The organism is Aliamphritea hakodatensis, assembly GCF_024347195.1.
GTDB lineage: Bacteria > Pseudomonadota > Gammaproteobacteria > Pseudomonadales > Balneatricaceae > Amphritea > Amphritea hakodatensis.
Genome location: NZ_AP025281.1, coordinates 3,079,650 through 3,103,079, shown reverse-complemented (window position 1 = coordinate 3,103,079; position 23,430 = coordinate 3,079,650). Strand labels below are relative to the sequence as shown.

At 48.8% G+C, this 23,430-nt stretch carries 19 protein-coding genes; 8 read left to right on the top strand and 11 right to left on the bottom strand.

Features of this window, described 5'->3' with window-relative positions; translation table 11 throughout:
• Positions 1–15 precede the first annotated feature (15 nt).
• The 3 genes from PCI15_RS14285 to PCI15_RS14280 form a co-directional block, all read right to left on the bottom strand.
• Complete coding sequence (locus PCI15_RS14285; RefSeq protein WP_271270625.1) at positions 16–1,068, bottom strand: GGDEF domain-containing protein; 1,053 nt, start codon at positions 1,066–1,068, stop codon at positions 16–18.
• A gap of 259 nt (positions 1,069–1,327) precedes the next feature.
• Positions 1,328–1,585, bottom strand: coding sequence for a CV_2116 domain-containing protein (locus tag PCI15_RS23740; protein ID WP_376787816.1), 258 nt, complete (start codon positions 1,583–1,585; stop codon positions 1,328–1,330).
• A gap of 223 nt (positions 1,586–1,808) precedes the next feature.
• Positions 1,809–3,440, bottom strand: a complete 1,632-nt coding sequence (locus PCI15_RS14280) for a methyl-accepting chemotaxis protein (RefSeq protein WP_271270624.1) — start codon at positions 3,438–3,440, stop codon at positions 1,809–1,811.
• 558 nt (positions 3,441–3,998) lie between these two features.
• On the opposite strand from PCI15_RS14280, the gene PCI15_RS14275 reads away from it, so the two are divergent.
• Both PCI15_RS14275 and PCI15_RS14270 read left to right on the top strand, forming a co-directional pair.
• On the top strand, positions 3,999–5,306 hold the full coding sequence (locus tag PCI15_RS14275; RefSeq protein WP_271270623.1) for a Na+/H+ antiporter NhaC family protein: 1,308 nt from the start codon (positions 3,999–4,001) through the stop codon (positions 5,304–5,306).
• Between the two features lie 296 nt (positions 5,307–5,602).
• Positions 5,603–6,067: a hypothetical protein gene (locus tag PCI15_RS14270; protein WP_271270622.1), complete on the top strand. Its 465-nt coding sequence runs from the start codon at positions 5,603–5,605 to the stop codon at positions 6,065–6,067.
• A 135-nt stretch (positions 6,068–6,202) separates the two neighbouring features.
• On the opposite strand, the gene PCI15_RS14265 is transcribed toward PCI15_RS14270, so the two are convergent.
• The 6 genes from PCI15_RS14265 to PCI15_RS14240 form a co-directional block, all read right to left on the bottom strand.
• Positions 6,203–6,784 (bottom strand): cytochrome b, encoded by a 582-nt coding sequence (locus tag PCI15_RS14265; RefSeq protein ID WP_271270621.1) that lies wholly within the window; start codon positions 6,782–6,784, stop codon positions 6,203–6,205.
• 137 nt (positions 6,785–6,921) lie between these two features.
• Positions 6,922–8,181 carry a sensor histidine kinase gene (locus PCI15_RS14260; RefSeq protein WP_271270620.1) on the bottom strand — a complete coding sequence of 420 codons (1,260 nt, stop codon included), beginning with the start codon at positions 8,179–8,181 and terminating at the stop codon, positions 6,922–6,924.
• Positions 8,182–8,196: 15 nt separating this feature from the next.
• Positions 8,197–8,871 (bottom strand): response regulator transcription factor, encoded by a 675-nt coding sequence (locus PCI15_RS14255; RefSeq protein ID WP_271270619.1) that lies wholly within the window; start codon positions 8,869–8,871, stop codon positions 8,197–8,199.
• Positions 8,865–12,014: an efflux RND transporter permease subunit gene (locus PCI15_RS14250; RefSeq protein WP_271270618.1), complete on the bottom strand. Its 3,150-nt coding sequence runs from the start codon at positions 12,012–12,014 to the stop codon at positions 8,865–8,867. The genes PCI15_RS14255 and PCI15_RS14250 overlap by 7 nt, the downstream gene beginning before the upstream one ends.
• Positions 12,011–13,210 carry an efflux RND transporter periplasmic adaptor subunit gene (locus tag PCI15_RS14245; RefSeq protein ID WP_271270617.1) on the bottom strand — a complete coding sequence of 400 codons (1,200 nt, stop codon included), beginning with the start codon at positions 13,208–13,210 and terminating at the stop codon, positions 12,011–12,013. Before PCI15_RS14245 ends, PCI15_RS14250 begins: the two co-directional genes overlap by 4 nt.
• A complete protein-coding gene (locus PCI15_RS14240; RefSeq protein ID WP_271270616.1) occupies positions 13,207–14,562 on the bottom strand; it encodes a TolC family protein in 1,356 nt (451 codons plus the stop codon). Before PCI15_RS14240 ends, PCI15_RS14245 begins: the two co-directional genes overlap by 4 nt.
• Before the next feature lie 476 nt (positions 14,563–15,038).
• On the opposite strand from PCI15_RS14240, the gene PCI15_RS14235 reads away from it, so the two are divergent.
• Both PCI15_RS14235 and PCI15_RS14230 read left to right on the top strand, forming a co-directional pair.
• Positions 15,039–15,194 (top strand): hypothetical protein, encoded by a 156-nt coding sequence (locus PCI15_RS14235; protein WP_271270615.1) that lies wholly within the window; start codon positions 15,039–15,041, stop codon positions 15,192–15,194.
• A 264-nt stretch (positions 15,195–15,458) separates the two neighbouring features.
• A complete protein-coding gene (locus PCI15_RS14230) occupies positions 15,459–17,702 on the top strand; it encodes an ankyrin repeat domain-containing protein (RefSeq protein WP_271270614.1) in 2,244 nt (747 codons plus the stop codon).
• A 139-nt stretch (positions 17,703–17,841) separates the two neighbouring features.
• Here PCI15_RS14230 and trpB read toward each other — a convergent pair whose 3' ends face one another.
• Complete coding sequence (gene trpB, locus PCI15_RS14225) at positions 17,842–19,044, bottom strand: tryptophan synthase subunit beta (protein WP_271270613.1); 1,203 nt, start codon at positions 19,042–19,044, stop codon at positions 17,842–17,844.
• A 209-nt stretch (positions 19,045–19,253) separates the two neighbouring features.
• A complete protein-coding gene (locus PCI15_RS14220; protein ID WP_271270612.1) occupies positions 19,254–19,502 on the bottom strand; it encodes a hypothetical protein in 249 nt (82 codons plus the stop codon).
• A gap of 113 nt (positions 19,503–19,615) precedes the next feature.
• On the opposite strand from PCI15_RS14220, the gene pdxB reads away from it, so the two are divergent.
• The 4 genes from pdxB to PCI15_RS14200 all read left to right on the top strand — a co-directional run bounded on the left by pdxB (position 19,616) and on the right by PCI15_RS14200 (position 23,412).
• Positions 19,616–20,770, top strand: a complete 1,155-nt coding sequence (gene pdxB, locus PCI15_RS14215) for a 4-phosphoerythronate dehydrogenase PdxB (RefSeq protein ID WP_271270611.1) — start codon at positions 19,616–19,618, stop codon at positions 20,768–20,770.
• A 2-nt stretch (positions 20,771–20,772) separates the two neighbouring features.
• A complete protein-coding gene (locus PCI15_RS14210; RefSeq protein WP_271270610.1) occupies positions 20,773–21,468 on the top strand; it encodes a flagellar brake protein in 696 nt (231 codons plus the stop codon).
• A gap of 113 nt (positions 21,469–21,581) precedes the next feature.
• A complete protein-coding gene (locus PCI15_RS14205; protein WP_271270609.1) occupies positions 21,582–22,697 on the top strand; it encodes an ATP-NAD kinase family protein in 1,116 nt (371 codons plus the stop codon).
• A gap of 151 nt (positions 22,698–22,848) precedes the next feature.
• Positions 22,849–23,412 carry a hypothetical protein gene (locus PCI15_RS14200; protein WP_271270608.1) on the top strand — a complete coding sequence of 188 codons (564 nt, stop codon included), beginning with the start codon at positions 22,849–22,851 and terminating at the stop codon, positions 23,410–23,412.
• The last annotated feature ends 18 nt before the right edge of the window (positions 23,413–23,430 follow it).

Below are 23,430 nucleotides of genomic sequence, written 5' to 3'. Positions count from 1 at the left end.
ATAGTTAACTTCTGCTTATCCGATATGATCCGCGTCAGCGGGCTTTGGGAGTGTGCCCGCTTGAGCGTCATGTATTTCAATACGGTTGCGGCCGTTTTGTTTGGCTTTATAAAGTGCAGCGTCGGCTCTTTCCAGCCATTCAACGGCTGACTCGCCCTCCGTTTGCCGGGCTGCTCCCATGGATATGGTGACTTTGACATCTGCGGGAAAACGGTAAGTTTCAACCAGTTTCCGCAGATTCTCACAGACCTCTGCCGCTTCGTCCAGGCGGGTATCCGGCAGCAACAAGACAAACTCTTCACCGCCATATCGGTATAAAGAATCCGCTGCCCGGATATTCAGGCTGATAACTTTTGCCAGTTGGATCAGGACTTCGTCGCCGGCCAGGTGGCCGTAACGGTCATTGACGCTTTTAAAATTATCCAGGTCAAACATCACCAGTGAAATGTTGGTGAAGTTTCTGCGTTGTGCCATGACCCGGTTTGCGAGTTCCTGAGTGAGTGAACGCCGGTTTCGGATACCGGTCAGCGCGTCTAATGTCACAAGCCGGGTGAGTTGTTTTTCAATTTTTCTGTATGAGTTAAATGTAATATACAGGATTAAATTCATCAGCGTACAGGGGACCAGTATTGAGGCAAATACGATACTTTCAGTCTGGGGAAACAGTATAAAAGACAATGCTATTGCTGATGTAATACTGATTACAACGGCGGATGCCGGGGGCATCAGATAATAAACAACAATGACGGCTGGAAAATACCAGAAAACAGAGGACAATCCTTTAATGTATACCACAGCTACGCAGGCAGTCATGAGAAAAACTGACATGGTGACCCGGGCAGACGAAACGTTGTTTTTGCCGTAGTTCAGTTTGAAAAATGCCAGCATGATAGTCAGAACGATAGCGTCAATGGCTGCTACAGCCCAGTCTTCGGTGATGATCCGGTAGATGATAAAAGGCGGGATATATAAGATGCCCAGTGCGCTGCAGGAGAGCAGTACTATTTCTTGTTCTGACCGGGTCTTACATTCGTTCTTTAATTTATTGATAAGGTTTACAGCAGCCATTCTTATACTCAGCACTGTCAGTGTCTAAAAAACAGTATTATCATGAATGGCAATCATCAGAACAAAAAAGTCCCGGCAAATCAAACGGCATATAATATTAATAACGTAATCTGATTTATTATGAATATCTCCTGAATAATTAACTTAATGTTTGCTTTTATGTGGTTGGGTTTTTGACAGGTATCAATTAATACTTAATAAGTATTTATTGATTGTTTTATATTAAAAATTAAGTTGTTTTCTGGATATATGCTTGCGGCTATATAACTGAAAACAGGCGATTCGTATTCTGGCCGGGAATTTTGCCGTCAATCACCCTGAGCGCATAGAAAATACAGTGGGCTTCAGCCTCTTCCCGTGAGTCGCAGGTGTTTTTGCTTTTGAAGTATTGCTGTCTCGATACAGAAGCGGTTTTCAGATTACGCTGTATCAGTACCCTTACGCTCCATTTTCGACTCTCTGTCAGCTCTTCCGGCGCTGCGAAAATAAGAAATCCTTTGTGCTGAGCCCTGATCATAGGCATTTCCCTGTTGTTGTTAAAACGTGCCACAGGAAAAAGATAGTTGAGGCTGAATATGATGCGACAAGCGTATACTCAGTTTGGGTAAATATTGTAAAAGATCCGTCTGACCGAACGGCTTAATTAAAATGCATTAAGTCCTGTGTGACCAGAACCGGACGGTAAATGCCTTTTATACGCGCCAGACACACAGTGGTGCCTGGCTTTCAGGGAAGGGGTGTCAGGCAATCCGAAAACGCTCAACGGTCGCTTTAAGCTCATCTGCGAGCGCTGAAAGTTCTTCACTGGAGCGTGCAATATCCTGTGCTCCCTGTGCGGAGCTGTGGGAGTTGTCCAGAATGCTGATCAGAGAACGGTCGATCTCTTCCGATACGCTGGTCTGTTCGCCGGAGGCGCTGGCAATTTGTGTATTCATGTCGGTAATACTGTTAATTGCGAGGGAAATATTACGCAGCGCTTCACCGGCTTCACCGGCTTTTTCGCCAGCATCTTTCGCTTTTTCCTGACCGGCAATCATCGCCGTCACTGCATTTGCCGTACCTGTTTGCAAATGCTCTATCGCATTCTGGATTTCCTGGGTTGAGCTTTGAGTCCGTTGGGCTAAGGTTCTTACTTCGTCTGCTACAACGGCGAACCCGCGCCCCTGATCACCAGCCCGGGCTGCTTCAATGGCTGCATTGAGTGCCAGTAAATTTGTCTGCTCAGCAATTTCTTTGATAACGTCGACAATATTCCCAATACTGGCGCTGTCATTTTCCAGTGCCTGGATACGTTCTGATACGGTCGCGACATCATTGATCAGGGTGTTTGTCGCATTGACCGCTTCAGACACAATGCTGTTGCCTTTGGCAGCCTGCTTGCTGGTATTCTGTGCGTCGAGATCGGCATGAGTGGCATGTTGTGAAATGTCCTGAGCAGTGGCGACCATTTCATTCATGGCGGTAGCGACCTGCTCTATCTCAATACGTTGGGCATCAATATTACTGTTGGCATCTATGCTGACGCGGGTCATATCGGTAGCTGAAGCTGCCAGCTGTCCAGTGGCCAGGTTGATTTGCAGGATAATGCTCCGCATTTGATCAATCATTTTGTTAAAACTGCCGGCCATATCTCCCAATTCATCATTGTTAGTGATATCCAGCGTGAGCGTCAGGTCGGACGTGAGGGCTATTTTTTCGATAGTCTGGCGGGCCTGGTTTAATGATCCCATCAAAGAATGAAAAATGCTGAAAGCAATTGCCAGAAAGGACGCAGAAATGACCAGAGTCATCAGACCGAGGTATAGCAAGCTTTCATCATAGGTTGCCTGAACCAGATGGAATTCCTGTTCTGCCCCCCGCAGTTGAAACTCAACCAGCTCATTAATTTTAACGCTGATGGGATCAATCGCCGCATAAAGTCCGGCTATATCTTCAGTGAGAGTGTTTTCAGGATTACCCTGAAATTTTTCCAGTTTACCCACGAGGGTGTAGATGACTGTGTCGGCATGTTTAAAAAGCGCTTCAGCTTCTGCAGCAATTCGTGCCTCTTCTTCTGTCAGGTGGCTGGACATAAAGTCCTGCCATTTGAGCTGGATTTGCTGCTCTGCCTGAATGATGTCCTTAACGGTTGTATTCAGAGGCGTCAGGCCAACGTTGGCTTTGTTCAGGCTATTGATAACTTTGATGGCATAGTCGTCTGATATAACTTTGAGGTCTTCCAGTGGAATGACCCGGTCTTTATAGATACGTTCTGAGCCTGCGACGGTAACCTGTAACTCAAGCAAAGCGGTGATCATAATTGCAAGTAAACCTGCAACTGGCAGTACTGACATCATAAGCAGTTTATGCTTAATGGACATGTTTTTCAGCATGTTACTTCCTGTTCATATGTTTGATGAAAAACAGCATGTTCCCCCGGTAGCATTGTGGTTTCATAAGATCCTGTTATAAAACCATTTGCTACATGCTAACGCGGCGTATAAGTATCAACTTATTGAATCTAATGCAATATTTATTATTTTTTGAGAGAGGTAATTCATCAGGTGCTACCAGTATATTGCTTCTGTTTCAGAGCTGAATGGTATTTTGGTACAGGTGTGAAATCGTCGTTTTTGTTTGAATTTTGTACAGATGGTAAGATTTTAATCCAGGCCAGAATCGCCTGGCCGGGCACTATGTGTGTCCGGTTACAGTTTTGTAATAACCGGTTGATTATCTGTAGAGAAGCACCTGCAACAGAGCGGGGTGGTCTTTTATAACCAACATGCTATGTTTTATAATTTTTTAATTCTAAAAAGAAATAAAAAATCTTTTCTTTACAGTATTCTGAGAGTATCTTTGCCGGCACTTCCAGTCTGGCTTACAGAGATCCTGGCAGCCGGGCTGAGTTAACTGTTACCCACAGATTTCTCGTTTCAGGATGACGATTCATGCAAACTTCCAACCCACTGGCGCTGCTACCGTTAGCGCTGTTTCTTGTGCTGTTCATTGGCAGCGGTCTTTATTATCAGTCACAGGGCACTGATTTTGCTTTCTATCAGATTTCTGCGCCCGTCGCGATTATCCCGGCGATTGTGCTGGCACTTTGCTTTTCTGCCGGATCACTGAATAACCGGCTGGAATCTTTCATTAAAGGGATCGGTGATTCCACCATTATCACCATGGTGCTGGTGTTTCTGCTGGCCGGGGCGTTTGCCTCAGTGGTGAAAGCTGTTGGCGGGGTAGATGCAACGGTTAATTTCGGGCTGAGCGTTATACCTGAATGGCTGTTATTACCGGGCATCTTTGTGATTGCTGCTTTTATTGCTACATCAATGGGTACCTCCATGGGCACTATTGCCGCGGTGGCACCGGTTGCGGTCGGGTTATCTGAGTCCAGTGACCTGCCATTGCTGTTGACTACCGGCGCTGTTGTTGGCGGCGCCATGTTTGGCGATAACTTGTCGATCATCTCAGATACAACCATTGCTGCAACCCGTACTCAGGGGTGTGCAATGCGGGATAAGTTCCGTCTTAACCTGATGATCGCCTTGCCGGCGGCCTTTGCGGCGATTCTGTTGCTGGCCTATCAGAGTAACCCGGGTGATGTGATACCGCAGGATTATGAATTCATTAAAGTAGTGCCGTATCTGGTTGTGCTGGTTCTGGCGGTATTGGGGATGAATGTAATGCTGGTACTGTTAACCGGTATCTTACTGGCCGGTGGCGTTGGCTTCATGAGCCTGCCGGATTACAGTGTGGCGCAGTTGTCTAAACAGATTTACCAGGGCTATACCGGAATGCAGGAAATTATAATCCTGTCTATGCTGATCGGCGGTTTAGGTGCTTTGATCAAACAGCAGGGTGGCCTGAACTTTATTGCGCAGACCATTGAGAAACTGACTCACCGGGAAGGGCGCGAAGATAATCGCCGGGTGGGGGAATTCAGCATTGCCGCCAGTGTGGCTGCGGTAAACCTGTGTACTGCTAATAATACGGTGTCCATTGTCATTGCCGGCTCGCTGGCAAGGGACATTGCGGAACGTTATGGGGTAAACGCGAAACGCGCTGCCAGCCTGATGGATATTTTTTCCTGTGTGGTTCAGGGGATGATCCCCTGGGGCGCGCAGATCCTGCTGGCATCATCTGTCGCAAAAGTTTCCCCACTGGAGCTGGTGACGTCGGTGCAGTACTGCTGGTTCCTTGGATTAGCGGCGATCATTTCAGTGATCATTGCCCGGCCGGGTTATGGCCGCTAATTCGCTGTAACGGATATAACAGAGTTAACGGCGCGGCTGTGCAGCAGTATTCGCGCCGTTTTTGTTTTTTTAACAGAAAAAAGCCGCACATCTTTGGATTATGGAATAGTAGATGTGTATCATTCCGGGGTTGTAAAAAGTTGCAGAAAATACAAAGTTAACGGATTGGTATGTTCAAAAGAGTTCTTTTATTGGTCGCTGCGATTGGGGTGTCGGGTTGCCAGTTACAGTCTCTGTTAAAGCCTGACGCTTCATCTCAGGCAGAGTCTTCAGATACATCTGTACAGGCGCAGACTGTGACGGTTGAAAAAACACCTGTTAAAGTAGCCCCTCAGAAACCGGCGGTTGCATCAGTAACGAAACCTTCAGCTTCTTCCCTGAGCGAAGATGATCCTCTTAAAGCGGAACAGAGTAACGCCATTCTGGCTGGCCGTCTGGCGGTGATCAATGCCCGCCTGCATGAGGTTTGTCAGGTCTCTGATTATGAAAGAAGTGAGCTGAACCAGTGGTCAGCGGCGCAGGATCAGCTGTATCTGGGTAATCAGCAATCGCCTTTTAAAAGTTATTATGAGCACGGTAAAGGCATTGCATCCACCTATACCACCGAACATCTGAAAGATGTGCTGGTAGTGACCAGTAAAGATGCAGGTGTCAGTTTTACGGAAAACTGTAAACTGATGATCTCGCAGGTGATTAAGAAGAATGCTCACCTGCGTTCGTTCACCGGTACTGAAACAGAACCGCCTACCTTCAGTTTCTGATCAGCCGCATAACGCGGCTGTAAAAAAAGAGAAAGTCCGTCGTCCGGTAACCGGCAGATGGCTTTCTCTTTTTTTTGTGGCCGGAACGCCTGAGTTGTGTTTCCGACTGAACAGAGTTCACTGAATCAAGGGAGGTTACTCGTATGTGCTTTTGGTATGGGGTTTGGCTCCAAGCATCCGGCGGATTGTGGCATCTTTATCTATCAGGTGATGTTTCAGTGCGCCGATTGTATGCAGGGCCACTGTGATCAGAATCAGGTCCCCGGCCAGACTGTGTACAGTACTCATAATGTTTTTCAGGCTCTCATTGATAGCCACAAAATCAAACGGGCCATCCGGACCTGTGTTTGTTGGGAAGAGTTCCACCCCAAAGGCTGTCACGCCGTAGCCGCCCATTGCAGACATCATGAAACCACTGAAAGGCATGATGACTGTGCCTGAAATTAAAATCCAGTGGCTGGCTTTGGACAGAATGCGTTCTATCCGGGAGTAGTTACCCACGTGTGCCGGCCAGCCCTGTTTTATACGCCAGATAATGCGAAAAACAGCAAAACCAAATACCAGCACCCCAAAGGATTTATGCCAGGGCATCAGGGCAAAGGTTTCTGTGGTTGAAATGTAAAGGCCGCTGGCTAATAGCATGATCATCAGAAAAGCAATCAGCCAGTGTAATCTCACCGTGGTTCGGGACAGTTTTGATGGGGTATCGTTATTCATGGTGCACCTCAACGCCATTGATTGAACTTGTTGTCAGAGTGTGAACCGGGGGGCATTAAAAAAGCGTTAAAAGATTGAAACAGAACGAGACTGTTATGTACTGGTCCTGTTATGGGATGGACGTTTTAAGGTGATGATTATTTTTCCGGGTTGAAGATAACCGTCATCTGTTTGCTTGCATCTTCTTCCTGTTCCGTCAGTGCCCAGTTGAAGCGGCTGACGAGCTGGCGAATCAGTTTCAGCCCCAGTCCGAATCCGGTCTGGGTTTTGGCTTGGCTGGCGGGCAATGTATTGATCACCCGGATACTGTTGCCGTCCTGAATGATCTGAATTTTTCCACTAATAGTATGCTGAAACGCATTGCGGATGATATTCGTGATCAGAATACGGAAGGCCGCTTCAGGCAGTTGCATGATGGTGGGCTGAGTTCGGATACTCACTTCGACGTCTTTGCCGGCAAGAAGGTAGTCAAGTTCGCCGGTTACCTGTTGCAGAGTATATTCTATATGCACGTCGGTGGTCTCAAGGGCTTCCTGGCTGTCTCTGTTCAGCCAAAGCAGGGTTTCCGTAATGCCTTTCATGGTTAGGCTGGCCCGAAGAATTCTGTCCCGTACTTCACGTTCTTTGAGGGACGGCGAGGTGCTTATTTTGTCCAGCAGTGTGGCATTGCTTCTGAGGGTTGCGATGGGGGTGCGCAGTTCGTGGCTGGCGAAGCCCAGAAACTCTTTTTCCCGTTCCAGTGCTTGTCCCGCATTCTGAATACTGCCATGAATGATTTTCGCAAGCTGGTTCAGTTCATCGTACTGAAAGTCCGGCGGGGATTCGTTAGCACTCTTCAGATTCAGTTGCCTGGCCCATTTGTAGATAGACTGCACCGGATAGGTGAGGTTATTCAGCATCCGGTATATGACGAAAATAAAAACAGCCAATGATCCCAGGCCCCATAAAGCGATGATTACCATGGGGTCCAGCCCTTCATGGGATGTTGTTTTCTCCATGTTGGATGAAATCATAATCTTTGAAACGTAACGCAGTTCGCCATGTTTATTCCGCAGGGACATCAGAGAATAAGATTTTTCCGGGGGGGCAAAGTACCACCAGTTTTCAAAATGGATCAGCTGCTTCTGATGTCGCTCCGGCGGGGTTGGGAATATGTTTCGGATGTTTTCCGGCACCTTTTCCCAGCGGTCTGCCACATGGTAACCAAAGTCGGTAGTAATGGCGTTTTGCCCCGGCGGTAGCAGTTTTGATGCCTGTATCATCTGAGATTCCTGTACGGAATCAAAGCCTTCAAGAAAATACTGTGTGCTCTGGTAGGTGAGCAGTGCAGACATACAGATGGCCAGCAGGATTATCCGGAACAGAATATAGGATTTCAGGCTTTTGGTTTGCTGCATGGAAATACCCTTGTATCAGCTGTGTTCTGAGGAAATGAAAAATCCGAATCCTGTGGCGGTTTTCAGCATGTCACCGGCATTGCCTGTTTCCAGCGCTTTGCGCAGATTGTGAATGTGAACGCGCAGTTTGTTACTGTCGGGTAAGTCATCTCCCCATACTTTCATTATCAGATCCGCATGGGGGACCGGATGGGGGCTTGCCCGCATGAGTACTTCCAGAAGTTTAAAACCCGTTGGGCTCAGTTTGATCGGAGAACTGTTGATACTGGCGGTGCGGCTGTGAAGGTTCAGCTGCAGCGGACCGGTCTGAATAACGGATACCTGGCCGCTGCGCCTTTTGGAAAGAGCATGCAGGCGCACGATCAGCTCTTCAATCTCAAAGGGTTTGATCATGTAATCATCGGTACCGGCGTTAAATCCTTCAATTTTATTTGCCAGCGTATCCCGGGCGGTCAACATCAGGATTGGAGTATCATTGCTGTCAGAGCGTATTTTTTCACACAATGATAAACCGTCCATGCCTGGCATATTGATATCCAGGATCAGCACGTCATAGCGGTTCTTCGCGATCAGCGCTGCGCCTTCCATACCATTGGCTGCGTAGTCGCAGATGATGCTTTCAATCTCCAGATGGTCGATAACAGCCAGTGCCAGGTCGCGATCATCTTCTGCCAGTAAAACATTTAGCATCCGGATTCCTCGGGGTAAGCATTTGTTTCAGATGTATGCGTTTTAGAGCTGAAAAACTGTGTTACGTCATACTGAATCATGAGCATTGCGGGAATAATTATCAACGTAATTGCCGTGGCGAATAAAATGCCGTATCCCAGTGACGCTGCTGCCGGGATGATGAACTGAGCCTGAGTTGATGTTTCACTCAAAAGGGGGGCAAGCCCTGCAAAGGTGGTAAGAGATGTCAGCAGTACAGGCCTGATCCGGCCTGTACAGGCCTCAATTATTGCTTCACGATAAGGTATATCCTGCTTGCGGTTTTCATTAAAACGGGAAACCAGCAGCAGACTGTCATTCACCACCACACCGCTCAGTGCGACGATACCGTTGAATGACAACACGCTCAGCATCATATCGTTGAACCAGTGTCCCAGGATGGCACCGACCAGGCCAAACGGAATGGCTGTCATAATGATAAGTGGTTGAAAATAAGAACGTAAGGGAACTGCCAACAGAATATAAACAGCCATCATGGCGATGACGAACAGTTCGGTCATTGAGCCTGCTGTTTCAGCCTGCTCTTCCGCTTCACCGGCAAAATGAATGTTCAGATCCGGATAGCTTTTCTGCAATTCAGGGACAAGTGTTGCCTCTAGCTGCTGAACCAGTTCTGTTGGAGACAGGATTGCCTTATCAACACTGGCGCTCACATAGTAAGCCTGCAGCCCGCCGATCCGGGTCCTTTCGGTTTGCTGATATTCTTCGGTGACTGAAGCGACTACCGAGAGCGGCACTACAGATCCGTTGGGCAGACGGACTTTGGCATTGAGGATATCGCTGATATCCCGGCGTGCTGATTCAGGGTAGCGGATGCGAACCTTGATTTCGTCTTTTCCCCGCTGATACTGCTGGACCACTTCACCGCCAAAGGCCTGCAGTATCTGCCGGGAAAGATCCGCCGTTGTAATACCCAATGTATAGCCTTGCTGGGTCAGGCTGAACTTCAGCTGGTTCTGGCCGCTGCTGAAGTTGTTATCAATCCCCTGTACACCTTTTATTTGAGAGAGCGCTGTTAAAAATTTCTTACCGGCCAGGGACAGTGTCTGGCTGTCCCAGGCTTTCAGTTCAACTTTGAATTCATTGCCGCCCCCAAAACCCGAACGAATATCCAGTGATTTTACGCCTTCCAGACTGCCAGCCAGAGATTTCCATTCGCGGGTGAAGTCATTAATTGAGTAGCTCGCAGATTCGTTCAGTTCAACGGAAACGGATCCGGAGAAATCATCGCTGGCAATGATTTCAACAGTACCAATACCGGACGCGGTATCTGGTCCGGACAGGGTCCGATCTGCTTTTTGTGCAAGCTGTTCAAGGGTCAGCAGGTTTTTTTGGGTGAGGCCAAAGCTGGCATCATTTTGCATCGCAAGGCTGGCGGAAATCGTTGTACCCGGGATGTCAGGAAAGAATCCGGTGCGAACGCTGCCGTTAAAAGGCATGGAGAGAACGAAAATAAAAACAGCAATGGAGGCTAATACAGCGGCATACCTAAATTGAATAACCTGTCTGATTAATGGGGCATAGAGCCGTTCAGTCACCCACATAAGCCCGGCGTCGCAGCGGTGCTGAATACGTGCCCAGCAATCTTTCCAGCCGTTACCGATTTTGCGGTGTGTATTCAGGTGTGCCAGATGTGCCGGAAGAATCAGTTTAGACTCCACCACCGAGAGCAGTAAACAGATAGTAACGATTACCGCAAACTGACTATACACCTGTCCCATGCCGCCTTCGATGTTGGCCAGGGCCACAAATACCGCAACGGTAGTCAGTACACCGAATATCGTGGGCACGGCGACGCGCTTAGTGCCGGCGATGGTGTTGGCCAGTGTGTCACCCTTGATCCGGCGTTCTGTATAAATGCTTTCGCCAACGACGACGGCGTCATCAACTACGATACCCAGAGCTAGAATAAAGCCAAAAGTGGTCATCTCATTGATCGACATGCCGGTGAAGGATTCAGACATGAAGAACAGGGTGCCACAGAAAATGAATGGCAGGCCGGCAACAACCCAAAGAGCGACCCGAAGATTCAGAAACAGGGCCAGGACAACAAAGACCAGAGCTATACCGGACAGTGCATTTTTGATGAGCAGTGAGAGCCGGTCTTTAATCAGTGCACTGCCATCATTCCAGGCTTGTACAGATACATTGTCCGGCAGAGCTGCGGAGGTTTGCCATTTTTCAACGATCTCATCAGCCTCTTCAACCAGCTTGATAACATCGCCGGTTTCATTGACGGTCATTTCAAGGCCGATGCCGTTCATGCCGTTATAGCGGGCCAGGGTGTAGGTCTGATCGGTAAAGCTGTCTTCAATCTGGCTGATATCGCCGAGCCTGATAACCGTTCCTGCAGGATCAGTAATGACGGGAATCCGGGCAAATTGCTCGGCATAATAGGCTTGCCGGGCAACTTTCAGCCGCACAATCTGATCTTCACTGCGCAGGCTGGTGGACAGGGCTGAGGTTGATTCCGCATTGATGGCTGTCTGTACGTCTGAAAGGGTCAGACCGTAAGCTTCTAATTTAGCTTCATCGATCTCAACAGACAGTAACTTTTCGGCTTTGCCTTTAATATCCACGCTGCTGATCTGGCTCTGAGCAAGAAGGTCAACCTTCATGCGTTCGGCCAGTGTTTGCAGGGTAAGTCGGTCTGTATTACCGTAAATTTTGACTGAGTAGGCGTGTTCTTTAAGTGCCTGCTTTTCAATCACCGGGTTTTCAGCATCTGCCGGAAAATTATAAATAGCATCAACTTTACTTTTTACATCCCGTAACAGCGTGTCCAAATCATAGCCACTGACTCTTTCAATTGTCACGGTAGATGAGTTTGCATCAGATACCGAGGTAACCCGTTTGATACCGTTAACGCTTGCGACTGCTTCTTCAATTTTTATTGCAATGCCTTCTTCGGTCTGGGTGGCATCACCACTGTCATAAGTAACAGAGACTGTGACCGAATCGACAGGCCAGGGAGGGAAGGCTTCTTTGCGTAAACCGTCAACAGATAACAACCCCAGCAGAATGATGCTCAACAGCAGCAGGTTAGATGCAACACTGTTACCGGCGAACCAGGCGATGATTCCCGTTCTTGATATCTGATTCATCGGGTGCTCCCGGAAGATGCGTTGGTTTGAGCTAAGGCCGCCGGTATGCCGGAAGCTGCGTCAGTTTCAACTTTCATACCCGGCAAATAGCTGGCAAGCGGTAATGTGACAATACGGGGAATGACGGCGGTGTCTTCAGATGCCAGGTATACTTTATCAGCCATGCGTAAACGGATATTGGCCGGTGCTTTGATCAGAGTATCAGTGCCGTCTACAAACCAGATCTCATTATTCTGAGTGACACTTGAAGCCGGAATTTGCCAAACATCTTCCATTATTAAACCGGGAACTGAAGCTTCAATAAATGTACCGGGATAGAGAGGCGGGGACTGATCCAGAGGGTTATCCAGCCGGACAATCAGGGAGCGTTGCCGGGTATTACTTTCGATGTGTTGTGTTGCCCGGTCCACATATCCCTGCCACTGGTGATCGCTTTCAGTATCTGACAATGAGACAAACCAGGTTTTTTCATCTTCAGAGGGTTGTGGGAGGTGGCTCCAGTCTTTTGTGGAGATCGGCAGTGTCAGTTCTACCTGATCAGTGCCGTACAAAACGGCCAGTTCAGCGCCTGGCTGGATAAAGCCACCCAGCTCGACCGCACGGGACACGATCAGGGCGTTAAAAGGCGCCCGGATAATCGTTTTGCCAAGATCCGCGTTGGCTTTTTCGAGAGAGCGTCTGGCGTGCTCAACCGCTGCCCGGGCTGATTTTACCTGAGGTGCATACAGTGCCAGTTCAGAGTCGGGAGAACCTTTCAGGCCGGAGCGTTGCCACTCAGCTTTAGCCTGGGTGCGGTTCAGTTGCTGTTGTAATAGTGTTACCTCAGCAGCCGCGAGTGCCGATTTCGCATTCGCAACCGCTTCCCGGTATTCAGTATCATCAACCTTCAGCAATACATCGCCGGCCTGAAGCCGTTCGCCGCTTTTAAACAACGCAGAGAGTTGAGTAACTCTGCCACTCACTTCAGCAGCCAGATTAAGTGTCTGAACAGGAATGACTTCACCGTACCCCTTAATACTGGAAGGAAAGTTTCCGGCTGCCGGTTCAATGATTGTGACTTGCGGGTAGCTTTTGGCCTCTGGCAGCGGTGCCGGAAAGTTCTCTTCTGGAGAGTTGCTACTGATGGCATACGCTCCAAGCACACCGGCAGCAGCAATTACGGTAATCAGTAACTGTGTTTTAACACTCTTTTTCATGATTTAACTCCCAGCCCTAATGCCAGTCCAAGGGTTATGCGGTTTGATAAGCGCGCGTAAGTCAGTTGGGTTTTCTGCACTCTGAGGTCGAAGGTTTGTGTCTGGATTGTTAGCAAATCCAGAAATGTCACCAGCCCCTGGCGATACTTTGTCTGATAGGTTTCAAAGCTGCGCTCAGCGTTGTTCAGCGCGTCGCTGATATGTGCTTGCTGTGCCGATAATGCGTTCTCCTGCCCCAGGGCGTTTTCTACTTCCTGCACGGCAGCTAACAGCTTTTCCTGATAGGCCCAATAGGTCTGCTCTGCAGTCAGATCCGCCTGCCGGGCCTGTGCCCGTAGACTGCCTCCCTGAAACAGAGGAATAGTGAGCTGGTTCAGGACACTCCACGCGGGGCTGGTGAACAGCGCATCACGTAATGCTGAGTTGCTTTGGGAGAGGGACAGACCCAGTGAAAGAGAGGGCAACAGATTTTTATAAGCGACCGCACTGTTCAGATCAGCGATTCTGATGTTCAGGTAGGCCTGCTGAAGGTCCGGACGGCGCCCCAGATCCTGCGCTGGAACGGAAGCAAGGGGAATTTGTACCTGAGGAAAGCTGATGCTCTCCGGGGAGCTGTATTCAGTTTTACCCAGCAGGGCTGCCATAGAACGTTGCAGGGTTTTATGACCTTGCAAATAGGCAACCAGTGTTGCTCTGGATGACGCGCTCTGGCTGCGGGCTGAATCCAGATCGGTCAGTTCGTCAAGACCTTTGCGGTAGCGCTCAACAATGGTTTGCTCGTTTTGCTCAAGTACCCGCAACCGGGTTCGTTCTATATCAATTAACTGGCTTTGCTGAACAAGTTGGAACCAGATATCGATGATAGAAGAAGCAAGCAGGTCACGGGCATACTGGTCGGCAGCAATGCTGCTGGCAAGGCCTGCCTGACTGGCGTCTGCACTATCCTGCAGCTTTTGCAGCCAGTCCAGTGTCCAACTGACATCCAGACTGCTCTGGTAAACCGCATCGCTGCCCTCGGTGTTGTTCTGCGAAACGCTGAGGCTGGCCTGCGGCAGTTGGTCGCCTCTGACGTTCGCGACATTTTCACGGGCTATCTGAATAGCCAGAGCTGTTTGTTGTAGCCCTGGATTGTTACTTAAGCCCTGTTGGATAAGTACCTCTAAAGCTTCCGAATGAATCAGGTCTGTCAGATAGGTTTTTTCTGAGGCAGAGGGTATCTGCTGTTGCCATTCACTGATGCTGTTCAGCGATTCTGTGGATTGCTCAGCAAACCGGGTGCCATCCAGTGCTGCGCATCCTGAAAGCATGGCAATGGTGCACAATGCCGGAAATTTGAATGTGAGTTTTAACATGAGTTTAGCCGCTGCAATTGATTAGTCGTGATGACTGAAAAACAAGGGTATGCAGGTGGGCATTAAAAAAGCGTTAAAAAAATAATGGATCCGTTAACGCGGTCAATGATCAAATCAGACTGTGCGTCTGTTCAAAGTGCAGCCGGTGGCTTATAAAACGGGAGAGAAATGACAGGTTTGCTGAACAAATCTAAGTACAGGGAGATAAAGGGATATAGCTGAAGCAGCAATTCGGAGCGGGTAAGTATCTGCAGTAATGCTTTTCGGAAAGCTTGCTGGGAGGCATAGTGATAGTAAGGATCAGATGTAAAATTTAAGTGATCGGCATCTTTCATCTACAAATATCTGAAACAATACACACGGAATATAATTTAAAATTTTTTCACCTTCCACGCTGTCGTTTGATAGTAAGGCTTCAAATATCCTCAATCTGTGTTCAAGAGAACGCTAACCTTTTAAAGATTGAGGAAATAGTTATGTCTAAAAGCAAATCCAGCACTGCAATGTCTACAGCGGCTGCATCTCGTATTCAAAGCTCTACAGCCAAGTCTAATGGTGGCAAAGTGTCTTCTGGAAGCTTTGCTTCAAGGGCGCAATCTGCAGCTGCCAGAAAATCTGCGGGCAAAAAATAAAAAGGATATTAAACGGGGGAGGTGAAGGCCTCCCCGGTTTTCAACGGAGTTGAATGATGCGAAAGTTCAGCAGCTGTAAAGAGATTGGTGCACTGGTCTCAACAAAAGTTAGACAGGGCTGGTTTTTCCGTAAAGGTAAAAAGCATGGTCAGTTAGTATCCCCTAATGGTAAAAAGTTGACAGTGCCTTCGTCACCGAGTGATAGGCGCGCGTTTCAGAATTTCAGGCGGGATGTACAAGTAGTAGAAAAGGAGTATCAACTAAATGGATGTTAAGATTCCAGAAAGGCCATATCTCACTCAAGGTGAGATTCTTAGAGTTTTATCTGTTGCTTTGGGCACAAAGAATAATAATCCGGATGTGGATCAGCTAGCACGACGCGGGGATTTTGATTGCGAGTTAAGAAGCAAACTGCTAAATGATTTGTTTTACCTACCGCTTGTTGAGCATGGTCTTGAGTCATTCGCGTTTTTCTTCACTAAATCCTTAGATCATATTTTGAACGAATACGTGCGTTTGGTGAATACCGTTTCATTAGATGCAATGGATAGAAAGGAATCAATGCCTGTATTAATAGAGCATTTCTTCTGTCGTTTCTTTTCTGGTCTGTTGTTGAGGTTTCACAAAGACTTCGGTGGACCTGGCCCGAGAAGTTATCTTGAAGATATAGATAATAACTATCTTGGAGTTGCTTGCAGATGGTTGGAATTAAATGTCGATTCATTCCCTGTGTTTCTTAAATCCAACGATAAAAAGTGGCAAGACCAATATAGAAAGTGGAAGAAAGGGCAAGAGATTCCAAAGTTTGAGTCATTGTTACTTTTTCTTTCAGATTTTCCAGAATCCCCTGATAAGCAGACGATTCTAATTCATCTAATAGCTTCTCGCTTTATTCATTTTTATGGGAACAAATTCACCGCGTATGACCTTAAAGCATATGTTAATCAAGCTATTAAAAATGTTGGAAAGTACGATGTAGGTCGGGCTTTGTCCATGGCTAATCACAATGCAGCAGAAAAGTTTGCGCCCCTTCGTCAAGCTATTATTCCAGCATTTGAACTATTGTCGCTGAAATCTGAAAAAGATAGCACCATTCAGCAGAAAGCAAAAAAAGAGCTGGATTTGTTTGAAGTAAGAATTGGACAGATGGATCCATCAGGTAGGACAAGGCATTTTTATGAGTGGTTGCAAGCGAGATGGTTGTTGTTTTCAGGTGAATATCAGAAGGCTCTGAAACAATATGAAGTAGCATTTCAATACAGTATCTACAGGACTTCTAATGTTCAGGAAATTCTAAAAGAGGCTCTTGCTTTAGCCGCGAAAGAGCGTGATAAAGCTCTTATGAAACGTCTGAAAAATCAGGCTGCAGCATTTGGGTTCTATAACTTACCTGAAGCTATTGAATCAACTTCAAACCCTAAAAAGAAAACCAAGATTGATGTTGTGGAAGACTGGGAAATTGAGCAATGGGATATGGCTTTTGCTCGTCTATTTCCAGCCAAAAGCTGCTTCCCGGGATGCTTTGATGAAAAGAAACACTCAGTAAACCTCCCATTTGTTCATCATGTTGAAAAGAAACATTTTGAAAGAGAACCTGATCTCGATAACCCAAATCGAAGGAGAGATGTTGGTATCAAAATAGGTGGAAATAAACGCAGATATTCCGAGCTTATCTGGCATACCGATAACAATCATCCAGAACATGTGGAGTCTCTTCTTGATGCTGGGGCAAAGGTTGATCTATTGTCAGATACTTCTGACTCCGCTTTGCTTTTAGCAATTTTGGAGATCGTCAACAGCGGTGATCGAAGATGTTATGACTTATTGAAAAGTCAAAAACATAGTCAACAGACAATGAATGCCTGTACTGATAAGGAAAAAAGAACGATTTTATTGGCTGCACTAGAGACAGGGCAACCGGATATAGTTAGCACTGTATTAGATATGGGAGCGGAAGTAGATCTTCGTGGGAAAACCGATAATACAACAGCTTTAAATCAATGCCTTAAATATCTGGGTACGCTCAAATCACCCCTTAAGACATTTCTGAATCAAATGAGCTTATCTATAGATGATCCGGTGTTTATAGATAGCGTCAGGCGTTTGTCTGCAGGCTTTTTAGGGCTATCAGATGCAGAAGTAAGAAATAGATTACATAGTCAAAAGTATGATCCCAGAATGCAAGAAGTGCTGAGTGCACTCACCGAAGCCTTTGTGGAAAATAAAGTTGAGAAGTTTGAGAAAGACAAACTATATGAAATCTGCAATTTGTTATTAGACCGGGGGGCAGATCCAAATGCTGTGCATACAAGCCCAATTAAAGGCTACACGCCATTAATGTTGGCTGTAGAGAATGACGACGCAGAACTGGTTAAGAAAATGCTCTCTTTGGGCGGAGATCCGTATAAAGTCTATTTTCATGGGCCGGAGCCTGTAGATTGCTGGAAGATAGCACAAGAGTTTCGTGCGAATAGATCTCTGGATGTTTTAGGAAGGCGTAAAGCGTAAGGGGGAAAGACCAAGTCGCGTGCGAAAAGCTTGCGAATTTGTAGAAAGATTTTTGCAGGTAAGTAGAAAGGATTAGATTAAGCATAAATCAGTAACTGATTGATTAATAAGATCTGATCCTTTCTTTTTATTTCTGAACTTACAGCCCCAGCTTATCTGCCACGTAGTCGGCGTCTTTGTCGCCGCGGCCGGAGAGATTCACCAGAATGGTCTGGTTCTGATCCAGTTGCGGTGCCATGCGCATGGCCCAGGCCACCGCGTGGGCGCTTTCCAGTGCCGGAATGATGCCTTCCACCCGGGAGAGGGTCATGAAGGCGTTCAGGCATTCTTCGTCGGTGACGGATTCGTACTGTACCCGTTCAATGTCTTTCAGGTAGCAATGCTGTGGGCCAACGCCGGGATAGTCCAGACCGGAGGCAATGGAGTGTACCGGCAGTGGCTGGCCGTCGTCATCCTGCAGGACGTAGCATTTAAAGCCGTGAATTTCGCCCGGTGAGCCGAGGGTCAGAGTGGCGGAGTGATCCGGTGTGCTGAGGCCTTTACCGGCCGGTTCTACCCCGACGATGCGGACCTCGTCATCATTCAGAAAGGCAGTGAACAGGCCCATGGCGTTGGATCCGCCGCCGACACAGGCGGTGATGTAATCCGGGTGTTTGTTAAATTTATCCTGAAACTGCTGGCGGGCTTCCCGGCCAATGATGCTCTGGAAGTCCCGGACCATTTTCGGAAACGGGTGCGGGCCAACGACGGAGCCAATGGCATAGATAGAGTTAACCGGGTCCTTCAGGTATTCCTCAAAGGCACTGTCGACAGCATCTTTTAAAGTGGCGGTGCCGCGGCTAACCGGGATCAGGTTACAGCCCAGGATTTTCATCTTAGTGACGTTCGGGTGTTCTTTTTCGATATCTACCTGGCCCATGTGGATCTCACACGGAATGCCCACCAGTGCGCAGGCGGTTGCCAGTGCGACGCCGTGCTGGCCGGCACCGGTTTCTGCAATGACCTTGGTTTTCCCCATGTATTTGGCCAGCAGGGCTTCACCCAGGCAGTGGTTGATTTTGTGGGCGCCGGTGTGGTTCAGGTCTTCCCGTTTCAGGAAAATCTGTGCACCGCCAAGCTGATCGCTTAACCGTTTGGCGTGATAAACCGGGCTCGGGCGGCCGACGTAATCCTGAAATAACTGCATCAGTTCATTCTGAAATGCGTCGGTATGGCGGATCTCTTCGTACGCCTGATTGATCTCATCCATAATGGCTTTCAGTTCCGGGGGAATGATTTGTCCGCCGTATTCTCCAAAATAGCCTTCGGCATCGGGCATTGGCGCAAAACTGAACTGACTCATGATACCTCTCCTGGTTCTTGCAGGGGCAGGCAGCGGTTGCCTCAAGGTGGGCGATGCTGCTGCTTTGTTATATGCATAGCAAAAGATGAACTATAGGGATTAAGCGGGGTGGAGACTGTTCGCCATTAGTCTAATAGACGGGGTAAAGAAAACACACAGAAGTCGAAGGGGGAAAGTGATATATGACGGGGAAAGGAATTGCGCTGGGATTAACCGAAATCCAGCTCGATCTGCTGCTCTTTGGCCGCGGTTTTTTTAAAGCCGAGTTGTTTTTTTTCACGGCCGATTTCCCGTAAGCGGTGCCGGGCTTCGTGATAGCAGTGATATACCGTGTGATTGAAGGCATTGTCCTGGTTCAAAGAGTTGCCCCAGGACTCGCTGAGCACCCAGTCACCTACCAGGTCCTGGTAGAGACGGACGATAAAAAAGTCCTGTTGTTTGCGCCAGCGAATGATCAAGAGTGGTTCCTAAATAAAATGACTGCATATTTTACTGCAATCTTGAGTGGCCGGGAATTATAATCATGCTTGAGACGCTTAACCAGCCGTAATTTCAGTATCCGGAGCCCTATTTGAATAACCTGCCATTACATATTGTTGCTGATGAAAATATTCCTGCTGTGGAAACCCTGTTTGGTGGTTTTGGCAGCATTCGCCGGTTACCGGGACGCCACCTGAACAGTGAAGATGTTGCAGGGGCTGATGTGCTGCTGGTGCGGTCAATTTCCCGGGTAAACGCGCAGCTTCTGGCGGGCAGCCAGGTAAAGTTTGTTGGGACCGCCACGATCGGTACTGACCATATTGATCAGAACTATTTACAGCAGCAGGGCATCAGCTTTTCCAGTGCTCCGGGCTGTAATGCGGATGCGGTGGTGGAGTATGTCATCAGTGCTCTGTACATGCTGGCAGCTGAGCAGGGGTTTGAATTACTGGATAAAACCGTTGGCATCATCGGTGTGGGCAATGTGGGTGGCCGGCTGCAGCGACGCATGCAGGGGATGGGCATAAAGGTACTGGTGAATGATCCGCCCCGGGCAGCCCGCGAGGGATCAGAAAGCTTTACCGCCTTGGATGCTTTGCTGACCGAAGCCGATATCATCTGCTGCCATACACCCCTGACCACAACAGGCGAGCATCCCAGCAAACATCTACTCAATAAAGATAATCTGGACTGCCTTAAGTCCGGTGCAGTGCTGCTGAATGCGGGCCGTGGCCCGGTGATTAATAATGAGGATCTGCTCAACTGGCACCGCCGGCGTGATGATGCCACCCTGATTCTGGATGTCTGGGAACATGAACCGGCAGTAAATGCTGAGCTTGCCGCACGGGCGCGCATCGGTACGCCGCATATTGCCGGCTACAGTCTGGAAGGCAAGGTGCGCGGAACCTTTATGTTGTATGAGGCATTTTGCCGGGCGCAGGGGATCACGCCCCAACTGACACTGGATGACTGTTTGCCTCGGGCGGAGCTGACGGATCTGACACTGGAAGACACCGCAGATGTTCGTCAGGCGATTGATGCTGTGTATCATCCCGGCGCTGATGATCAGCGTTTTCGGGATTCGCTGACGGATGCGGTGCAACAGCCGCAGAATTTTGACCGGCTGCGTAAAGAATATCCGGTCCGCCGAGAGTTTGCCTCGCTGACATTACATGGTGTGGCGGCTGACAGCCGTCGGGGAAAGCTGCTCCAGGCGCTGGGTTTTAAACTCGCGGAGCAGTCGTAATCATGGCGAAGACACTGGCAGACTTTAAACTGCAAATCGGTGAGCCGGTCCGGGTTGAGATTAAAGCCCCGAAAGGACATTACATGACCTCGCTGGCAGGCGTGGTAGAAAACAGCGGGATCTTCATTCAGGCACCGAAAAATGCCTATGGGGAAACGGTGCTGATCACCGAAGGGAACATCATTACATTGCGTTTACTGAGCAATAACCGGATCATTACCTTCGCCAGTAAACTGCTCAAGCAGTATGATATGCCGGTGTCTTACTGGCTGCTGGAATATCCCGGGCGCATTGAGTCCAAGCAGATTCGCAGTAACAGCCGGGTGCCGGTGAATCTGATGGTCTCGGTGGATGATTTTGATGATATGAGCCACCGGGATGACCTGCCCTGTTCCGCGCTGGGGGTGGACATCAGCCTGAGTGGCTGCTGTGTGCAGTATGGCCAGACCCTGGGTGATATCGGCGACCGTTTCTATCTGACAACCCGGGTGCGGGTGGCGGATATTGAACATGTGATCCTGACCCCGGTCGAGTTACGTAACCTTCACCGGGGCAGTGAAGCAGGCAGTGTGGTGATTAATCATGGGTTTAAATTTATAGATCTGGATGAAGACTCCCGTCTGATTCTGATTGCCTTTACCTACCAGCAGTTCCTGGTGGAAACCGGCAATCTGGAACCGAACGGCCAGGAGTTGTAACCGGCCAGAGATTGAATCAGAAACCGTCTGGTGCGGCGGCAACTGATGCAGCGTGATGATTGAAAGTGATACGTACGGTGCTTGAGGGAGCATCACAGCAAACAGGATTAAAGATGTTTCGATTAGGTTTAATTGTAAATCCCGTCGCAGGGCTGGGTGGCAGTGTTGCACTTAAAGGCAGTGACGGTGAAGATACCGCTGCCAAAGCACTGGCATTAGGTGCCGAACCCAAGGCCAACCTGCGTACCCGTCAGGCGCTGGAGCCTTTACAGGGGCTTGAGCTGGAAGTGCTGACGTTTCCCGCGGAGATGGGCGCGGATACCGCTACCGAAATGGGATTTGATCCTAAGGTGATCGGTGAAATTGAGTCCGGTCATACCACGGCGGAAGACACCGAGCGTGCTGCTGTGGCGATGGTGGCCGAAGGGGTAGATCTGATCCTGTTCGCCGGCGGTGATGGCACTGCGCGTAATATCTGCCACGCCATTGAAAACGCCGTGCCGGTATTAGGTGTACCTGCCGGGGTTAAAATCCATTCCGGGGTGTACGCGGTGACGCCTAAAGCCGCCGGTGAAGTGGTGGCCATGCTGGTGCGCGGCGAAATAGTCACGCTGGATGAACAGGAAGTGCGGGATATCGATGAAGCGGCTTTCCGGGAAGGCCGTGTCCGGGCCAAATACTACGGTGAATTGCTGGTGCCGCAGGAAGCCCGTTATGTGCAGAATGTGAAAAGCAGCGGCGGTAAAGAGATTGAAGAGCTGGTGCTGGACGACATTGCGGCGGACTTCGTGGAAACCATGGAAGATGATGTGCTGTACATCATGGGGTCCGGCTCGACGGTCCAGGCACTGATGAATGAGCTGGGGCTGGAAAATACCCTGCTGGGGGTGGATCTGATCGAAAATGGTCAACTGATCGGCCAGGATCTGACCGCCCAGCAACTGCTGGACATGACCGAAGGGCGGGAAACCCGGCTGGTCATTACGGTGATCGGTGGTCAGGGGCATATTATTGGTCGCGGTAATCAGCAGCTCAGCCCGGCACTGCTGAAGCGTCTGGGCCGCGACAACATCATTGTGGTGGCCACCAAAACCAAGATTCAGTCACTGGATGGCCGACCGCTGATCGTTGACAGCGGCGATGCCGAATTGAACCATCAGTTATCCGGCCTGATCCGCATTGTCACCGGTTACCGGGATGCCATTCTCTACCGGGTTGCTGATCTGTAATCCGCAAGCGTATTGATAAGCCGGTGTTATACCGCCGGCTTATCGGTATAAGTTTTGTTACATCGCTGCAGTAATTCTGACATTCTCCTGTCATATACCTTCCTTATTCTCCTGAGCAATACAAAACAATTTATGCCCGGAGAGAATACCTATGTCCATGAAAACATTTGCCAAAGCCGTGATGGTTGCCGGTACAGCACTGGCCCTGACGGCTTGTCAGACGCAGCAGGATAAGCCGGTGGCAGAAGCCGCCCCGCAACTGAATAATCAGGACCTTTACGAAGTGGCTCATGAAGGCCGTCACTATGTCTTTGACGACTTTGCTACCTACCAGCAATTCCTGACCGTGGGCGAAACCTCATACCGGAAGGTTTTCATTGGCGGCGGTCCTAAGGGTGAGAGCCTGGTGTTTGGCCTGCGCGGTGAAGATAAGAAAAAACTCACCGGTCTGGCCGGTGTGGAAATGTATAACGGTAACATGCCGGCGGCTGAAGATTTTTACGGCGAAATGCGCGGTGAAGATGGTCGCTTGTATGTATTTGACCGTCTGGAAGATATGGAAGCTGTTCGCCAGACCGGTGAAGCGGCATATCGCCTGACGCAGATCGGTACCGGCCCACAGGGACAGTCTGTTGTATTTGTACTGAACAAAGACAACAAAAAACAATATCCTGAAGCGCTGGTTAAGCGCTTTAAGGCAGTGAATTCGCTGTAATTCCTACCGCCATTAAGA